Annotated in this window: 17 protein-coding genes; 9 read left to right on the forward strand and 8 right to left on the reverse strand. The window is 72.4% G+C overall.

From position 1 onward, the window contains the following. Positions 1-130 precede the first annotated feature (130 nt). The 3 genes from msiK to R2E43_RS17200 all read left to right on the forward strand — a co-directional run bounded on the left by msiK (position 131) and on the right by R2E43_RS17200 (position 2,715). Positions 131-1,267, forward strand: a complete 1,137-nt coding sequence (gene msiK / locus R2E43_RS17190; protein ID WP_011029527.1) for a diacetylchitobiose ABC transporter ATP-binding protein MsiK — start codon at positions 131-133, stop codon at positions 1,265-1,267. A 222-nt stretch (positions 1,268-1,489) separates the two neighbouring features. Beyond that, positions 1,490-1,936, forward strand: coding sequence for a membrane protein (locus tag R2E43_RS17195; protein WP_011029526.1), 447 nt, complete (start codon positions 1,490-1,492; stop codon positions 1,934-1,936). A gap of 41 nt (positions 1,937-1,977) precedes the next feature. Next, a complete protein-coding gene (locus tag R2E43_RS17200) occupies positions 1,978-2,715 on the forward strand; it encodes a nucleotidyltransferase family protein (protein ID WP_003974737.1) in 738 nt (245 codons plus the stop codon). 88 nt (positions 2,716-2,803) lie between these two features. On the opposite strand, the gene R2E43_RS17205 is transcribed toward R2E43_RS17200, so the two are convergent. From R2E43_RS17205 to R2E43_RS17230, 6 genes are all read right to left on the reverse strand, one after another. Beyond that, the gene (locus R2E43_RS17205) at positions 2,804-4,525 is read right to left on the reverse strand and encodes a DoxX family protein (protein ID WP_189284241.1); all 1,722 of its coding nucleotides are present in this window, start codon (positions 4,523-4,525) and stop codon (positions 2,804-2,806) included. 117 nt (positions 4,526-4,642) lie between these two features. Then, positions 4,643-5,587, reverse strand: a complete 945-nt coding sequence (gene rlmB, locus R2E43_RS17210) for a 23S rRNA (guanosine(2251)-2'-O)-methyltransferase RlmB (protein WP_003974739.1) — start codon at positions 5,585-5,587, stop codon at positions 4,643-4,645. A 132-nt stretch (positions 5,588-5,719) separates the two neighbouring features. Beyond that, entirely contained in the window at positions 5,720-7,120 is a 1,401-nt protein-coding gene (cysS, locus tag R2E43_RS17215) for a cysteine--tRNA ligase (protein WP_030868385.1), read from the reverse strand. A 479-nt stretch (positions 7,121-7,599) separates the two neighbouring features. Then, entirely contained in the window at positions 7,600-8,112 is a 513-nt protein-coding gene (gene ispF, locus R2E43_RS17220) for a 2-C-methyl-D-erythritol 2,4-cyclodiphosphate synthase (protein ID WP_003974741.1), read from the reverse strand. Beyond that, positions 8,102-8,914: a 2-C-methyl-D-erythritol 4-phosphate cytidylyltransferase gene (gene ispD, locus R2E43_RS17225; RefSeq protein WP_030868388.1), complete on the reverse strand. Its 813-nt coding sequence runs from the start codon at positions 8,912-8,914 to the stop codon at positions 8,102-8,104. Before ispD ends, ispF begins: the two co-directional genes overlap by 11 nt. Positions 8,915-9,229: 315 nt before the next feature. Continuing rightward, positions 9,230-9,712 (reverse strand): CarD family transcriptional regulator, encoded by a 483-nt coding sequence (locus tag R2E43_RS17230; RefSeq protein WP_003953493.1) that lies wholly within the window; start codon positions 9,710-9,712, stop codon positions 9,230-9,232. Between the two features lie 701 nt (positions 9,713-10,413). Here R2E43_RS17230 and R2E43_RS17235 point away from each other — a divergent pair. Then, complete coding sequence (locus R2E43_RS17235; RefSeq protein ID WP_030868393.1) at positions 10,414-11,145, forward strand: copper chaperone PCu(A)C; 732 nt, start codon at positions 10,414-10,416, stop codon at positions 11,143-11,145. Positions 11,146-11,305: 160 nt separating this feature from the next. Here R2E43_RS17235 and R2E43_RS17240 read toward each other — a convergent pair whose 3' ends face one another. Further along, positions 11,306-11,986 (reverse strand): response regulator transcription factor, encoded by a 681-nt coding sequence (locus tag R2E43_RS17240; RefSeq protein WP_003974745.1) that lies wholly within the window; start codon positions 11,984-11,986, stop codon positions 11,306-11,308. Next, entirely contained in the window at positions 11,983-13,263 is a 1,281-nt protein-coding gene (locus tag R2E43_RS17245) for a sensor histidine kinase (protein WP_003974746.1), read from the reverse strand. The genes R2E43_RS17240 and R2E43_RS17245 overlap by 4 nt, the downstream gene beginning before the upstream one ends. 214 nt (positions 13,264-13,477) lie before the next feature. On the opposite strand from R2E43_RS17245, the gene phoU reads away from it, so the two are divergent. The 5 genes from phoU (at position 13,478) to R2E43_RS17270 (ending at position 16,738) form a co-directional block, all read left to right on the forward strand. Next, a complete protein-coding gene (gene phoU, locus R2E43_RS17250; RefSeq protein ID WP_003974747.1) occupies positions 13,478-14,167 on the forward strand; it encodes a phosphate signaling complex protein PhoU in 690 nt (229 codons plus the stop codon). Positions 14,168-14,329: 162 nt separating this feature from the next. Further along, complete coding sequence (locus R2E43_RS17255; RefSeq protein ID WP_164883312.1) at positions 14,330-14,485, forward strand: hypothetical protein; 156 nt, start codon at positions 14,330-14,332, stop codon at positions 14,483-14,485. A 127-nt stretch (positions 14,486-14,612) separates the two neighbouring features. Continuing rightward, a complete protein-coding gene (locus tag R2E43_RS17260; protein ID WP_332056335.1) occupies positions 14,613-14,861 on the forward strand; it encodes an SCO4226 family nickel-binding protein in 249 nt (82 codons plus the stop codon). Between the two features lie 135 nt (positions 14,862-14,996). Next, complete coding sequence (locus R2E43_RS17265; RefSeq protein WP_136207952.1) at positions 14,997-15,389, forward strand: SCO4225 family membrane protein; 393 nt, start codon at positions 14,997-14,999, stop codon at positions 15,387-15,389. 83 nt (positions 15,390-15,472) lie between these two features. Beyond that, positions 15,473-16,738, forward strand: a complete 1,266-nt coding sequence (locus R2E43_RS17270; RefSeq protein ID WP_011029515.1) for a lanthionine synthetase LanC family protein — start codon at positions 15,473-15,475, stop codon at positions 16,736-16,738. The last annotated feature ends 17 nt before the right edge of the window (positions 16,739-16,755 follow it).

Here is a 16,755-nt window from a genome sequence, read left to right on the forward strand (position 1 = left end):
CCCAGCTACTGACAGATCAGGTGAACGCCGGGTACCGTCCTGCTCAGCTTCACCCGTGTGGACTACACCACCACCTTCCTACAACGGATCGTCCGGCACGTTCCTGCCGGTAGAAGGGGGCCCTTTCACCATGGCCACTGTTACGTTCGACAAGGCGACCCGTGTGTACCCGGGTTCCACGAAGCCCGCCGTCGACGGTCTCGACATCGACATCGCGGACGGCGAGTTCCTCGTCCTGGTCGGCCCGTCCGGTTGTGGCAAGTCCACCTCGCTCCGGATGCTCGCCGGGCTCGAGGACGTGAACGGCGGCGCCATCCGCATCGGTGACCGCGACGTGACGCACCTGCCGCCGAAGGACCGGGACATCGCCATGGTGTTCCAGAACTACGCGCTGTACCCGCACATGTCGGTCGCCGACAACATGGGCTTCGCCCTGAAGATCGCCGGCGTCAACAAGGCGGAGATCCGGCAGAAGGTCGAGGAGGCCGCGAAGATCCTCGACCTCACCGAGTACCTGGACCGCAAGCCGAAGGCGCTCTCCGGCGGTCAGCGCCAGCGTGTGGCGATGGGCCGCGCGATCGTGCGTGAGCCGCAGGTGTTCCTCATGGACGAGCCGCTGTCCAACCTGGACGCCAAGCTCCGCGTCTCCACCCGTACGCAGATCGCCTCGCTCCAGCGCCGCCTGGGCATCACCACCGTCTACGTCACCCACGACCAGGTCGAGGCCATGACGATGGGCGACCGCGTGGCGGTCCTCAAGGACGGTCTGCTCCAGCAGGTCGACTCCCCGCGGAACATGTACGACAAGCCCGCGAACCTCTTCGTCGCCGGCTTCATCGGCTCCCCGGCCATGAACCTGGTCGAGGTCCCGATCACCGACGGCGGCGTGAAGTTCGGCAACAGCGTCGTCCCGGTCAACCGCGACGCCCTGAAGGCCGCCTCCGACAAGGGCGACCGCACGGTCACCGTCGGTGTCCGCCCGGAGCACTTCGACGTCGTGGAGCTGAACGGCGGCGCGGCCAAGACCCTGTCGAAGGACTCGGCGGACGCCCCGGCCGGCCTCGCGGTCTCGGTGAACGTCGTGGAGGAGACCGGCGCCGACGGCTACATCTACGGCACGGTCGAGGTCGGCGGCGAGACGAAGGACCTCGTGGTCCGCGTCAGCAGCCGCGCGGTGCCGGAGAAGGGCGCGACCGTCCACGTCGTGCCGCGTCCGGGCGAGATCCACGTGTTCTCGTCCTCCACGGGCGAGCGCCTCACCGACTGAGAAACCACGCGACCGGGTGATTTCACCCGCGTTGACGAAAAGAGCCCCGCGGCCTGCTGCGGGGCTCTTTTCGTTGTCGACAAATACCCCGGCACAACGGACGTTTCGACCGATGTTCGTCAATCTCCTATCCCGTTCTCGGCCGCTCTTCATCCCCCGTTAGGGTGACTAAATGTCGCCAAATCATTACCGGGCGCTACCCTCACTCGCGTGAAGCACTCCGTGAAGCACTCCACCACCCGACAGACGCGACGCGGCCGGGGCCCCGCCCGCCGGATCGGCCGCTCTCTCGCCTTCGTCCTGCCCGTCGTCCTGGTGCTCTCCGGGACTCTCGCGGTCACCCGCGTCAACTGGTCCGGGGATCCCTCGGACTCGGTGCTCGCCGCGTCGGAGGCCACCTCGCCCAAGGCCTCCTCCGCCCGCGCCCCGCACGAGGTGCTGCGCGACCGGCTGCTGACCGAGTTGCAGGAGGAGGACCCGGGCGTCGCGCTGACCCACCTCCAGCAGGCGGTGAACGAGCGCCCGTCGCTGGCCGACCACTGCGCGACCATCGCCCGCGCCCTCGGCCGCGCCGCGGTGAAGGTCTACGGCCCGACGCGCGCCCAGTCGTACGCCCGTCCCGTCTGCGACACCGCCTTCGCCTCGGGCGTCCTGGCCGCGCACGGCTAGGACCCTCCGGAGGCGGCTGGGGCGCCGCGTACAGTTCGGGCATGACCGATCCGAACGCCGCGTCCCGCCGCCCCGTTCAAGCCGTCGTCCTGGCCGGCGGGCAGGGTTCCCGGCTGCGCCCCTACACCGACGACCGGCCCAAGCCGATGGTCGAGATCCCGGGCACCGGGACCCCGATCATCGGCCATCAGCTCGCCTGGCTCGCCGAGGAGGGCGTCACCGACGTCGTCGTCTCCTGCGGTCATCTGGCCGAGGTGCTCCAGAAGTGGCTGGAGAGCGCCGATCTGCCGCTCTCCGTCACCACCGTCGTGGAGACCGAGCCGCTGGGCCGAGGCGGCGGCCTCCGGTACGCCGCCGCCCACCTCCCGCACCCGGACCGGTCCTGGTACGCCACCAACGGCGACATCTGGACCCGGTTCTCGCTGCGCGACATGGCCGACTTCCACGCCGAGCGGGACGCCGTCGCGACCCTCGCCCTGGCCCGCCCGCGGCTGCCGTGGGGCGCCGTGCAGACGGACGGCTTCGGGCACATCACCGACTTCATCGAGGCACCGCCGTCGACCTTCGAGATCAACGCGGGCGTCTACGTCTTCTCCCCCGAGTTCGCCGCGATGCTCCCGGAGCGCGGCGACCACGAGCGCACCACCTTCCCCCGGCTGGCCCGTGAACACCGGCTGGCCGGCTTCCCGATCCCGCAGGGCTCCTACTGGCGGGCGATCGACACCGCGAAGGACCTGACGGAAGCGGCCCGGGAGCTGGCGGCCCTGTCCGGCCGCTGACCGCCCCGGACCCATGCCGTACGACGGCGGGGCCCCGCACATCCCGTGCGGGGCCCCGCTGTCGTACGGCGCGGAGCGCGCGCTGCGGCTAGCCCAGGAGGCCGCCCACGAGGCGGCTGCCGGGCTCTCCGGTGGTGGAGGAGCCGCCGCCGTCACCGCTTCCGGTGGAGCCGGTGGAGCCGCCGCTGCCGCCGCCGGTCGAGGTGCCGCCCGCGGTCGGTCCGGCCGTGGTGCTCGGGGCCTGGCCGACCGGGGAGGACTGGCGGGGCGGGGCCTGACCCGTGGTGCCCTGGGTCTGGCTCGGCGTACCGCCGCCGGTGGCGGTGCCGCTGCTGTCGCGGGTCGCTCCCGGGGTGGTCGCGGAGTCCCCGGAGGGCGTGGACGCCCCGCTGGTGGCGCCCTGGGTGGGTGAGGCGGAGGCCTCCGGAGAGGAGGCCTTCGGCTCGCGGGTGCCGGGCTCCTGCGGGAGCGGGGAGCCGGGCAGTTCGTTGCGCGGGGACTCGCCGGGCCCGGGGACGACCACGCGGTCGGCGTCCCGGACGGCACCGCCGAGGACGGAGCCGACGAGGAGGGTGACACCGGCGACGAGGAAGGTGATGAGCGCACCGCGGCGCAGGACGTAGCGGCGCAGGTCCCAGATGTCGGAGCGGGGGCCGAGCCGGCGCCAGGCGCTGCCCGCGAGCCTGCCGTCCACGGAGTAGACGGGCGCCCCGGCGATGATCAGCGGGGACCAGGCGGCGAGGTAGATGATGTCGGGCGCGTCGTAGACCGGGACGCTCTTCCAGCTGACGGTGACCAGGAGCGCGGCGGACAGGCCGGCGCCGATCACGGCGGCCACCCGCTGCCAGCAGCCGAGGACGGTCAGGACGCCCACCAGCACCTGGAGGAAGGCGATGACCAGCCCGGCGCCCACCGGGTGGGCGAGGGCGAACTGGCGCAGCGGCTCCGCGACGTCCCAGGGGTGCAGGGTGTTGAGCCACTTGACCATCGAGCCGCGTTCGCCGCCGTCGAAGTAGACGGGGTCGCAGAGCTTGCCCATGCCGGCGTAGATGGAGATGAAGCCGAGGAAGACGCGCAGCGGAAGCAGGACGACGCCGAGGTTCATGCGGCGGCCGGGGAAGTAGGCGTGCCGCGCCGGGTCGTCGGTGCGGCGCCTGCTGCGGGGCTCGCCCGGGTCCGTGTCCTCGCCGTAGCCGTCGGAGCCGTAGTCGTCGGAGCCGTAGCCGGTGCCGAACTCCTGCGTGCCGTAGGCGGAGTCGTCGTAGGCCGGCTCGTCGTACGCGCTGCCGACGGTGCGCATGGCGGGCAGCAGCCGGGTGCCGTCGGGCACGGGGCCGCGCTGGGCGCCGACGAGCGGGGTCTCCAGCGTCTGGGTGGCGGGGCCGTCGTCGTAGTCCAGGGGGCCGCCGTCGAGGTCGACCCGCGGGATGACCTGCGTGGCTCCGGCGTCGCCCGCGTGGTCGGCGGCCGGGTCCTCGGCGTACTGACCGGCTCCCGCCCGCACCGCCTGGAGCAGCCGGTGCGCGCCGGTGTCGTCCGGGTCGGACCGCCCGCTCCACACGACGGCGCGGCGACGGCCCGGGGCGCCGGGCATGCGGGCGGGGTCCTGGGTGGCGCTCAGGTGCCGCGCGATCCGCGGGGACTGGGTCCGCCGGGCGGAGGCACCGAACTGCACGCGGAAGCTCGCGTGGTTGACGATGACCTGGGCCGGATCGCTCGGCACCTTCACCATGCTCAGCGCGGGAGCGTCGTCGTATCCCGACGAGCGGTCCCCCGTGGGTGTGCGGGGTGTTCTGGTGTCCACACTCATCTAACCGAGTGATGTGTCGTTAGGACACTGCCTTGACCGGCCCGATCTGTCCGGACCGCGTCAAGCATGTCCGGACAGCCTCGAACACCCCGTTTGGGCTATACGGCGAACGCTTGTTCAGGAGCGCCGACGCGCCGCCTCGTACAGCACGATCCCGGCCGCCACACCCGCGTTGAGGGACTCGGCCCCGCCCGGCATCGGAATGCGCACGCGGAAGTCGCACGTCTCGCCGACGAGCCGCGACAGTCCCTTGCCCTCGCTGCCCACGACGATGACCACGGGACCGTCCAGGGCCGCCAGGTCGCCGAGTTCGGCCTCGCCGTCGGCGGCGAGGCCGACGACCGTGATGCCGGCCTTCTGGTACTGCTCCAGCGCCCGGGTGAGGTTGGTGGCGCGGGCCACCGGCGTACGGGCGGCCGTACCGGCGGACGTCTTCCAGGCGCCCGCCGTCATGCCGGCCGCGCGCCGCTCGGGCACGACGACGCCGTGGCCGCCGAAGGCGGAGACGGAGCGGACGACGGCGCCCAGGTTGCGCGGGTCGGTCACGCCGTCGAGGGCGACGATCAGCGGGTCGGTGCCCTCGTCGTGGGCGGCGGCGACCAGGTCCTCGGGGTGCGCGTACTCGTACGGCGGGACCTGGAGGACGAGCCCCTGGTGGTTGAGCCCGTTGGTCATGCGGTCCAGCTCGGGACGCGGCGCCTCCATGAGGTTGATGCCACCGCGCTCGGCGGCGAGCTGGAGGGCCTCGCGCACCCGCTCGTCGTTGTCGATGAACTGCTGGACGTAGAGCGTGGAGGCGGGCACGCCCTCGCGCAGCGCCTCGTAGACCGGGTTGCGGCCGACGACCAGCTCGGACGTCGAACGCCCGCCGCCGCGCCGCTGCTGCGGGCGGCCGCCGGTGGTGCGGCGCGCCTTGGCGTTGGCGGCGCGCTGCTTGGCGTGCCCCTTGCGCATCTCGGCGGGGGGCGTCGGCCCCTTGCCTTCCAGGCCCCGGCGTCGCTTGCCGCCGCTGCCGACCTGCGCGCCCTTCTTGCCGGACATGCGGCGGTTGTTCGCGGCCATGAGTTACCTGTCTCCGCTCTCTACGGGAGTGTGCGTGGTGCTTGGCGTGGTGGTGCGTCTTATGCAGTGTGCCGCCCGGAGGGCCGGGCGGCACAATCGATCTACTGCGTGATCTACGATTCCGGGCCCGGGTCAGCGGGAGCCGAGGCTCCAGCGGGGCCCCTGCGGGCTGTCCTCGATGACCAGTCCGGACTGCCCGAGCCGGTCGCGGATGGCGTCGGCCGTGGCCCAGTCCTTCCGCGCCCGCGCGCCCTCGCGCTGGTCGAGCACGAGCCGTACGAGGCTGTCGACGACGTGCCGCAGGTCCTCGCCCTGCGCCTGCTCCCCGGCCCACTGCGCGTCCAGCGGGTCGAGCCCCAGCACGCCGAGCATGGCCCGCACCTCGGCGAGCCGGGCGACGGCGGCGTCCTTGTCGTCGGCGGCCAGCGCGCTGTTGCCCTGCCGGACGGTGGTGTGCACGATCGCCAGCGCCTGCGGGACGCCCAGGTCGTCGTCCATCGCCTCGGCGAAGGCGGGCGGCACCTCGGCGGCCGGCTCGACGGCATGGCCGGCCAGCTCGGTGACGCGCTGCACGAAGCCCTCGATCCGCCCGTACGCGGACTCGGCCTCGCGCAGGGACTCCTCGCTGTACTCGATGGTGGAGCGGTAGTGCGGGGTGCCGAGGTAGTACCGCAGCACGACCGGGGGCCACTTCTTCACCATCTCGCTCACGAGCACGCTGTTGCCGAGCGACTTGGACATCTTCTCGCCGCTCATGGTGACCCAGGCGTTGTGCACCCAGTAGCGGGCGAAGGCGTCGCCGAACCCCTTGGCCTGGGCGATCTCGTTCTCGTGGTGCGGGAAGATCAGGTCGATCCCGCCCCCGTGGATGTCGAACTCCTCACCCAGGTACTTGTGCGCCATCGCGGAGCACTCCAGGTGCCAGCCGGGCCGCCCCCGGCCCCACGGCGTCTCCCAGCTGGGCTCCCCGGGCTTGGCCGCCTTCCACATGGCGAAGTCGCGCAGGTCCCGCTTGCCGGTCTCGCCGTCCTCGGAGGGCTGGCGCAGCTCGTCGAGGTCCTGGTTGGACAGCGACAGGTAGCCCGGCAGGGACCGCACGTCGAAGTAGACGTTGCCGTCGGCCTCGTAGGCGTGGCCGCGCTCGATGAGACCGCGCATCATCTCGACCATCTCGGTGATGTGGCCGGTCGCGCGGGGCTCGTACGTCGGCGGCAGGCAGCCGAGGGCGGCGTAGGCGTCGTTGAACGCCCGCTCGTTCTCGTAACCGATGGACCACCAGGGGCGGTTCTGCTCGGCCGCCTTCCTGATGATCTTGTCGTCGATGTCGGTGACGTTGCGGACGAAGGTGACGTCGTAGCCGCGGTACGCGAACCAGCGGCGCATGATGTCGAAGTTCAGCCCCGACCGGATGTGCCCGATGTGCGGGGCGGCCTGCACGGTGGCACCGCACAGGTAGATCGAGACGCAGCCCGGCGTGAGGGGGGCGAAGTCACGGATCTGCCGGGCGCTGGTGTCGTACAGGCGAATAGTCACGTGTCCAGGGTAGTAGGCGCCGAGCAGTGCCAGGGGCACACGTGCGCCGTCGTTGCCGGACCGAGCCACACCCCCGCGAGCCGGCACTCCGAGGCGCGGGGCCCGCTTCGTGTCCCCGCGAGCCGGCACACCGAGGCGCGGGGCCCGCTTCTTGTCCCCGCGAGCCGGCACACCGAGGCGCGGGGCCCGCTTCTTGTCCCCGCGAGCCGGCACACCGAGGCGCGGGGCCCGCTTCTTGTCCCCGCGAGCCGGCACTCCGAGGCGCGGGGCCCGCTTCTTGTCCCCGCGAGTCGGCACACCGGGGCGTCTGGCCCGCTTCTTGTCCCCGCGAGTCGGGTGGTGGGTGGGCATAGGCCGGGGTCCAGGGGCGGAGCCCCTGGCGGGGTGCGGGGCGGAGCCCCGCACGGCAGGGCGACGCGGGGTACCCGCCCCCGCGCTCAAGCCACCGCGCTCAAGCCACCGCGCTCAAGCCACCGCGCTCAAGCCCCCCGCACGACCAACGCCGTGGCCACCGCCATCAGCCCCTCCCCCCGCCCCGGGAACCCCAGCCCGTCCGTCGTCGCCCCCGACACGGACACCGGCGCCCCCACCGCCGCGGAGAGCACCGCCTCCGCCTCGTCCCGCCGCTTTCCGATCTTCGGCCGCGCCCCGACCACCTGCACCGCGACGTTCCCGATCCGGAACCCGCGCGCCCGTACGATCCGCGCCGCCTCCGTCAGCAGCGTCACTCCGGACGCCCCGGACCACTCCGGCCGCCCGGTGCCGAAGTGCTGCCCCAGGTCCCCGGCCCCCGCCGCGGAGAACAGCGCGTTGCACGCCGCGTGCGCGACGACGTCCGCGTCGGAGTGCCCGGCGAGCCCGGTCCCCTCGCCCTCCCACTTCAGCCCGGCGCACCACAGCTCACGCCCGTCCTCGAAGGCGTGGATGTCCGTACCGATCCCGACCTGCGGCAGCGGCGGCAGCTCTGCCGTACCGGAACTCTCAGAACCCATCGTTCAGCCTCCTGCGCGCCAGTACCGCCTCCGCGAGCACCAGGTCGAGCGGGCGCGTCACCTTGAACGCCTCCTCGTGCCCCGGCACCACCACCACCGCGAGACCCAGCTGCTCGACCATGCTCGCGTCGTCGGTGACGTCGTCGGTCACCGTCCCGTGGGCCCGCACCAGCGTCGCGCGGTCGAAACCCTGCGGGGTCTGCACCGCGCGCAGCCGCGCCCGCTCGGGCGTGGCCACCACCGGCTCCGGCTCGCCCGGCGCCGCCGCGGGCTCGACCTGCTTGACGGTGTCGGCGAGCGGCACCGCCGGCACCACCGCGGGCGCCCCCTCCCGTACGGCGTCGATCACCGCGTCCACCGTGTCCACCGGCACCAGCGGCCGGGCCGCGTCGTGCACGAGGACGATGCCGTACTCGGGCGGCAGCGCGTCCAGGCCGAGCCGTACCGACTCCTGCCGGGTCTCGCCGCCGGGCACCACGACGAAGTCCGTCCTCTCGGGCAGCGCGTGCGCGTCGAGGAGGCTCTTGACCTCGCCCGCGCCGTCGGGCGGGGCGACGACCACGACGAGGGAGACCGCGCGGGAGGCGGCCATCGCCCGGACCGCGTGGATGAGCATCGGCGTGCCGCCCAGCGCGCGCAGGGCCTTGGGGGCGCCCGGACCGAGCCGCACTCCCCGGCCCGCCGCCGGAATCACGGCGGCGGTCCTGGCGGGCGAACGGCCCGCGGCGGACGTCTCCGCGGATGTCTCCGCGGACGTCGTCGCAGGCGTCTCGGCGGGTGAGGGACGCGATTCGTCAGACATCGGTTCCTGTCAGGTTTGTGTGCTCGACCTAGTTGGGTATGGCCTCACCGTGCCGGGCGCGATGCCTTGACCGGACCCTTCCGTGACCCTGGTCGAGCCAGCAGCCCGGGCCCGGCACGCCAGGACCCGGGGAAACCTCCCGGGACGAGCGTACGAGGATCATCAACATCCGGACGTCCGGATGCCGGAAACCGTGTCCGGGTACGAACATGCCGCAGCGCCCGGCGACAGCAAGGATGTCATCGGGCACCGCGGCATTTCAGTGCGCTGAACCGAGTGGGTGACGGTCTGCGCCTCGCCCCGGATCCAGTCGGATCAGGAGGCGAGCACCTCGTCGAGCAGGGCCTCCGCCTTGTCCTCGTTGGTGTTCTCCGCGAGAGCCAGCTCGCTCACCAGGATCTGGCGGGCCTTGGCGAGCATGCGCTTCTCACCTGCGGAGAGTCCGCGCTCGCGCTCGCGGCGCCACAGGTCGCGCACGACTTCCGCGACCTTGATGACGTCGCCGGAGGCGAGCTTCTCCAGATTTGCCTTGTAACGACGCGACCAGTTCGTGGGCTCTTCGGCGTACGGCGCGCGCAGTACTTCGAAGACCCGGTCCAGCCCGTCCTGACCGACCACATCACGCACGCCGACGAACTCCGCATTGTCCGCTGGCACACGTACCGTCAGGTCGCCCTGGGCGACCTTCAGCACCAAGTAGGTCTTGTCCACGCCTTTGATCTGGCGAGTTTCGATAGCCTCGATCAGCGCGGCCCCGTGATGGGGATAGACCACGGTGTCGCCAACCTTGAACGTCATGTGACAGGTACCCCTTCCGTGGCTATCCAGAGTAACACGGAAACGGCGTCTTCTGAATGGCGTTTTCGCAGGTCAGGGCATATCTCGGGGCTTGACAACAGCAACAGGAACGTGCTGCGCCGAGCGAGCGGAAGAAAGTATTCGCAGGTCGGAGCCGCTGTCCAGGCCGGTCGAAACACGCACGTCACACACATCCGGAGCCCTCGCCACCCGCCCGAAGATCCCGATATGTCCGGTTCCGCGTGTGCGACTTCCGCTACTCCGTTCGGAGGCCGCTGCAGGGTTCCGGACGAATCCGGAATTGATCACGACACGCCCCCCGGCCGTCCCCCGGTGATCAATTTCCTGGCCGTCCGCGCATTCCTTCACGGAAATTTCGCGTACCGATCCCGACCTGTATGGCGGAGGGCTTCATAGCTGAATGTCGGACGAGTACGAGCCGCTAAACGGCCCACCGGAACAACGCGTACGGGCGCCCCGCCCGTGCGGGAACGGCGCCCTGGGCGCACCGGTGCCGCGCCTCCCCGTCGTCCCGTGCCGCCCCCGGCGCCTACCGCCTGCCGAGCGAAGCCGGATGTCTTCGGGGAGGGTCGGGTGCGGCGGCTCAACAACGGCTCGGTAGCCTGAGGCCGCTGACAGCCACTTAGGGCGGCTTTATCCGTTGCCGCCACCCCGCTCGAGTCCAAGGAGTTGCCGCCGCCGTGAGCAGCAGCCTTCGACGCGGTGCCCTCGCCGCCGCCGCCATCGCGTTCTCGATCGCCTCGCTCGCCGCGTGCGGCGCCGGTCACAACGCCCAGACGCTGGAGATCAAGCCGGACAACGCTGCGACGTCCGTGGGCGACATCAAGGTCCAGAACGCGGTCGTCATCACCCAGCCCGACCTGGAGTCGACCGGCCCGGCCGTGGTCTCCGCCACCCTGTTCAACAGCGGTGACAAGGACCAGACCCTCGAATCCGTCACCGTGGCCGGAACCGACAAGTCGGCCGAGCTGAAGCCCGCCAAGGGCGAGAAGGGCGACCTGACCGTCCCGGCCGGCGGCAGCCTGGTCCTCGGCGGCAAGGACAACGCCGCGGCGGTCCTGCCCAGCAGCCGCGAGGCGGTCCAGGACGGCAACGCCCAGAAGATCACCTTCAACTTCAGCAAGACCGGCGCCGTGAGCCTGCGCGCGTTCGTCGTCCCCGCCGAGAGCTTCTTCGCCGAGTGGGGCCCGAGCGAGACCCCGGCGGCCCCGGGCGCCTCCGCGCAGCCCTCCGGGGAGGCCTCCGCGGAGACCTCGGGCGAGCCGGCGGACGGCGAGGCCTCGGGCACCCCGGCGGACGGCGAGACCGCCCCCGGGACGGACGACGCCACCGGTGGGGCCACCGGCGACACGGACGAGACCGGCACGGGCACCGGCACCGAGACCGGCCCGGGCACCGAAGCCGGCCACTGAGCACCCTGCGGGCGGTGCACCGTAGGGACGCCGTACGGTGCGTCCGTACGGAAGCCGTACCGACGCACCGGCGCACGACCGAAGGGCGGGACCTCTCCGTGAGGTCCCGCCCTTCGCCGTGTCCGGTGGACCGCCCCGGTCGGGCGGCCCGCGGGCCGGCCTACGGCTCGAACTTGTAACCCAGCCCGCGCACCGTCACCAGGTACCGCGGCGCGCCCGGGTCGGGCTCGATCTTGGCGCGCAGCCGCTTGACGTGGACGTCGAGGGTCTTGGTGTCACCGACGTAGTCGGCGCCCCAGACCCGGTCGATCAGCTGCATGCGGGTCAGCACGCGGCCCGCGTTGCGCAGCAGCATCTCCAGCAGGTCGAACTCCTTCAGCGGCAGGTCGACCTTGGTGCCGCCCACGGTCACCACGTGCCGGTCCACGTCCATCCGGACGGGCCCGGCCTCCAGGGCGGCCGGGGCGACCTCCTCCGGCTCGCCGCGCCGCCGCAGTACGGCTCGGATGCGGGCGACCAGCTCGCGGGAGGAGAAGGGCTTGGTGACGTAGTCGTCGGCCCCTATCTCCAGCCCGACGACCTTGTCGATCTCGCTGTCCTTGGCGGTCACCATGATCACGGGAACGTTCGAGCGGCCGCGCAGCTGGCGGCAGACCTCGGTGCCCGGCAGGCCGGGCAGCATCAGGTCGAGGAGCACGAGGTCGGCGCCGTTGCGCTCGAACTCGTCGAGTCCGTCGGGGCCGGTGGTCGCGATGGCGACCTCGAAGCCCTCCTTGCGGAGCATGTACGACAGGGCGTCGGAGAAGGACTCCTCGTCCTCGACGACGAGCACACGGGTCACGGAAGGACCTCCGGGGCGGGAAACGTTTCGAACGGGGCTGTATGGGGGGATTGCGGGGCTGAGGACGACCGCTCGGTCTCGGCGCTGAGTCCGGCGCGGTCGGACCGCCGCTGCGCGCGGTCGCGGGCGAGGCCCGCCTCCGGCAGTCGCAGGGTGAACGTGGAGCCCTGGCCTTCGGCGCTCCACACCGTGACCTCCCCGCCGTGCGAGGCGACCACGTGCTTGACGATCGCGAGACCCAGACCGGTGCCTCCGGTGGCCCGGGAGCGGGCCGGGTCGACGCGGTAGAAGCGCTCGAAGACGCGCTCCTTGTCCTTCTCCGAGATGCCGATGCCCTGGTCGGTCACGGCGATCTCGATCAGGTCGCCGCCGGGGGCGGCGACGCGGCGGGCGGCGATGCCGACGCGGGTGCGGGCCGGCGAGTAGTTGACGGCGTTCTCGACGAGGTTGCCGAGAGCGGCGGCGAGCTGGCCGCGGTTGCCGCGTACGTGCAGATCCGCCGTGCCTCCGGCGGCCATGGTGATCTGCTTGGTGCCGGCCGCGTGCCGGCAGCGGTCGATGGCCTCGGCGACCAGCTCGTCCACCCGGACGGGCTCGGCGTCGTCGAGGGGGTCGTCGTTCTGCACCCGGGACAGGTCGATGAGCTCCTGCACCAGGTTCGTCAGCCGGGTCGCCTCGATCTGCATCCGCCCGGCGAACCGCTCCACGGCCTCCGGGTCGTCCGCCGCGTCCATCACGGCCTCGGACAGCAGCGAGAGCGCCCCCACCGGCGTCTTCAGCTCGTGGCTCACGTTGGCGACGAAGTCCCGCCGTACCGCCTCGATGCGGCGGGCCTCGGTGAGGTCCTCGACCAGCAGCAGCACCAGCCTCGACCCGAGGGGCGCGACGCGTGCGGAGACGGCGAGGGCCTCCCCCCGCCCGTTGCCGCGCCGGGGCAGGTCCAGCTCGACCTGCCGTATCTCTCCGTCCCGCCGGGTGTCCCTGGCCATCTGCAGCATCGGCTCGACGGCGAGCCTGCCGCCCCGGACCAGGCCGAGGGCGTACGCCGCCGAGCTGGCCTTGACCACCGCGTCGGCCTCGTCGAGGACGACGGCGGAGGAGCGCAGTACGGAGAGGACGGTGTCGACACCGGGCGGCAGCACGGGATCGGTGTGGAGCGAGGTGCGGGTGGGGCGCTTCTGCTCCCGCTCGCTCCAGCGGAACGCCAGCACGGCGATGACGCCGGTGAGTACTCCGGCGATCGCTGCCACTGCGGCGACCGCCGCGTTCACGTCCATGTCTCCAGGTTAGGCACGGCGAACCGTCCGGCCCCAGCCATCCGGGTGCGACCTCGAACACTCGTCGCCCAGAGTTCACCTTGGAGCCAGGGACGGTTCATTTGGGGTGCCGGAAACGGACGCGTACAGGCCGGAACGTGTAAGCGTGGGGGCACGGCGGGGGGCGCGAAGCCGTCTTCGAGCCCCCGAAACGGACGTACGAGAGGGAATCCTGATGCGGGACGCGTACCACGAGGAACTTGATTCGATCGGTGACGGTCTGGTGGAGATGGCCCGGCTGGTCGGGTCGGCCATCGGACGCGCCACGACCGCGATCCTCGACTCCGACCTCAAGCTGGCCGAGGCCGTCATCGAGGCGGACCAGAAGGTCGACAACCTCCAGCACGAGCTGGAGGCCCGGGCGATAACCCTGCTGGCCCGGCAGCAGCCGGTCGCCACCGACCTGCGCATCGTCGTGACCTCGCTGCGGATGTCGGCCGACCTGGAGCGTTCGGGCGACCTGGCCCAGCACGTGGCCAAGCTGGCCCGGCTGCGCTACCCGGAGCGCGCGGTGCCGCACGACCTGCACGCGACCATCCTGGAGATGGGCCAGCTCGCGCAGCGCCTGATGGCGAAGGCCGCCGAGGTGATCATCACCAAGGACGTCGACCTGGCGCTCCAGCTGGAGCAGGACGACGACGCGATGGACCTCCTGCACCGCACCCTCTTCCAGCACCTGATGGACGACCGCTGGAAGCACGGCATCGAGACGGCGGTCGACGTCACGCTGCTGGGCCGCTACTACGAGCGCTTCGCCGACCACGCGGTCTCGGTCGCCAAGCGGGTGGTCTACCTGGTCACCGGCGAGCACGCCGACGACCTCCAGGCGGACATCCAGCCGGCGACGCAGGTCGAGGGAGCCTGAGCGCACCCGCGCGGAGCGCAGCGGGGGCGCGCGTTCGCCCCAGTGCGCCGTTGATGCGACGGCCACTCGGGGCGTGCAATGGACTCAGGACCCCAGGGCCCGGAACCCAGGACCCCAGGGCCCGGGTCCCAGGACCCCAGGCACCCGCTTCCAGGAGGAACCATGGCCGATTCCCCCAGCACGAAGCCCGACCCCGCACAGGAACGCCCCACCGAGCAGCCCACCGAGATCCGCAGCCTCCCGCTGATCGCCGCCTGCGGCTGCGGCTCGGGCTGCGGCTGCGGCTGCCAGTCGGGCAGCCCCTGCCAGTGCGGCTGACACGGTAGACCGAGGCAGGCCGCGGTATGCGGTGGCACACGGTCGACAGTGGTGCGGCGGCCGGTGCGCCCCGGCCGCCGCACGGGCGCACCCTGGAAGGAGGACCCTGAAGGGGGTGCGAGACGCCATGGCTCACTTCATGGACGTACACCGTGGGATGCACGGCATCACCTCGGACCAGTTGCACCAGGCCCACCAGGCCGACCTCGCCGTGGAGAAGGGCGAGAACGTCCACTTCGAACAGGCGTGGGCGGACCCGGCCTCCGGCACGATCTACTGCCTCTCCGAGGGGCCGTCGGCCGAGGCGGTCCAGCGCGTGCACGAACGCGCGGGCCACAAGGCGGACGAGATCCACGAAGTCCCCCTGTCGGCATAGGCCGGACAGGCTTCCCGCAGGCGGGTACCGCGACACCCCGGACTTGAGTACGGGTACTCAGGCCCGGGGCGGGCTCCCGGTCGACCCTGGTTCAGGAGCACGACCACGACCACCACCCCGGGGAGCCCGGATCCCATGAACAGCACCCAGCCGAACAACGCCCGAGCCGACCGGACCGGCGGGACCGACCGGATACGCGGCCTCGCCCGCCTGACCCTCGCCAACCGCGTCTCGGCGGTGTACCTCACCGTGGTCGGCGGCGCGATGGCGGTCGCCGCGGCGCAGCCCCTCTTCGGGACCGGCCCCGACGCGTCCCTCGTCTGGGTCTGGCCGGCCCTGTTCACCTTCCCGGCCTTCGGCTTCGTGGCCTGGCTCGGCGAGGCGGGCTGGGGCGGTGACGCCCCGACGTGGTTCTTCGTCGGCGGCATCGTGCTCTCGGCGCTCGTCCAGTCGCTGGCCTTGGGGACGGTCTGGCGGGTCCTGCGCGGGCGCCGGGACAACCGCCGCCACCTGACGACGGCGCACTGATCCGCCCCCTCCGCCCCCTCCCCCGTCTTCCCTGCGCGGCCTCCGCCGGCTTCCGGGCCGGACGCGGATGCGAGAGTGGCCCCATGACGGCACCAGGAACCACGGTCGTGGCGGTCGACGAGGTCGAGGACATCGCGGTGGACGGGCTGCGCCGGCTGACGGGGGCGGCCCGGGAGACCCCCGGCGGCGGCCTCGCCTGGCCGGTCAGGCCCTCGGACGGCGCCGTCGAGCCGATGCTCTACAACGGCACGGCCGGCATCGTCCCCGTGCTCCTGGAGGCGTGGCGGCACTTCGGCGACGACGCGTACGCCGACACCGCCCTGCGCGCGGCCCGGGCCCTGGCCGCCCGGGTCGACGACCTGGAGGACGACTCCCTCTACTTCGGCCGCACGGGACTCGCCCTGGTCCTGCGGACGGTCCACGCCGAACTGGGCGACCCGGCGTCGGGCGAGGCCGCCGACCGTGCCCTCGGCCTGGTCCGCTCCCGCTTCGACGGCACGCGCTGGGGCGACCTCTTCGAGCTGATGGGCGGCAACGCGGGCATCGGCCTGGGCGCCCTCCTGGCCGGCGACCCCGACCTGGCCGTCCTGGCCGTGGAGCCGTACCTGCGTACGGCGGAGCAGACCGCGCACGGCGTCCACTGGCCCCACCGCCCGGACACCGACTCCCGCCTGCACCACGTCTCGCACGGCACCCTCGGCATCGCCCTGGCCCTCGCCCGCGTCGGCGGCGCCACCGGCCGCGCGGACCTGCTCGACCTGGCGCTGGCCGCGGTGGCCGACGTCGTCTCCCGCGACTCCGCCGGCCCCGACGGCTTCCTGGCCCCGCACTCCACCCCGCAGTTCCTCCCGGACCTGATCGATCCGGTCAGCTACGGCTGGTGCCACGGCCCCTCCGGCGACGCCCAGCTCTTCCGCACCCTGCGCGACGTCACGTCCGATCCCGCCTGGACCGCCCTGGCCGACCGCTGCTGGCACACGGTGACCCGCTCCGGCCTGCCGCGGCGGCTGCGCCCCGGCTTCTGGGACAACAACGGCCGCTGCTGCGGCACGGCGGGCGTCCTGGCCCTGGCCTGCGACCGGATCGCCGAGCAGCGGGACGCGTTCGACTTCGCCGACGTCCTGGTCACGGACCTGACCGCCCGCGCCACCCGGGGCCGCGAGGGTGCCCATTGGTCCAACGTCGACTTCCGGTCCACGCCGGGCGAGCTCGAACCGCAGCTCGGCTGGGCGATGGGCAACGCGGGAATCGTCCGCGAACTGCTCCGCTACGTACGCCTGGCCCGTGGCGGCGACCCCGCGTACGCCTTCGCCTGGCCCGACCAGCCCCCGGTACCGGTACCCGCCTGACCGAACCGAGCGAACCG

It is taken from the genome of Streptomyces violaceoruber, from assembly GCF_033406955.1.
In the GTDB taxonomy this organism is placed as follows: Bacteria; Actinomycetota; Actinomycetes; order Streptomycetales; family Streptomycetaceae; genus Streptomyces; species Streptomyces violaceoruber.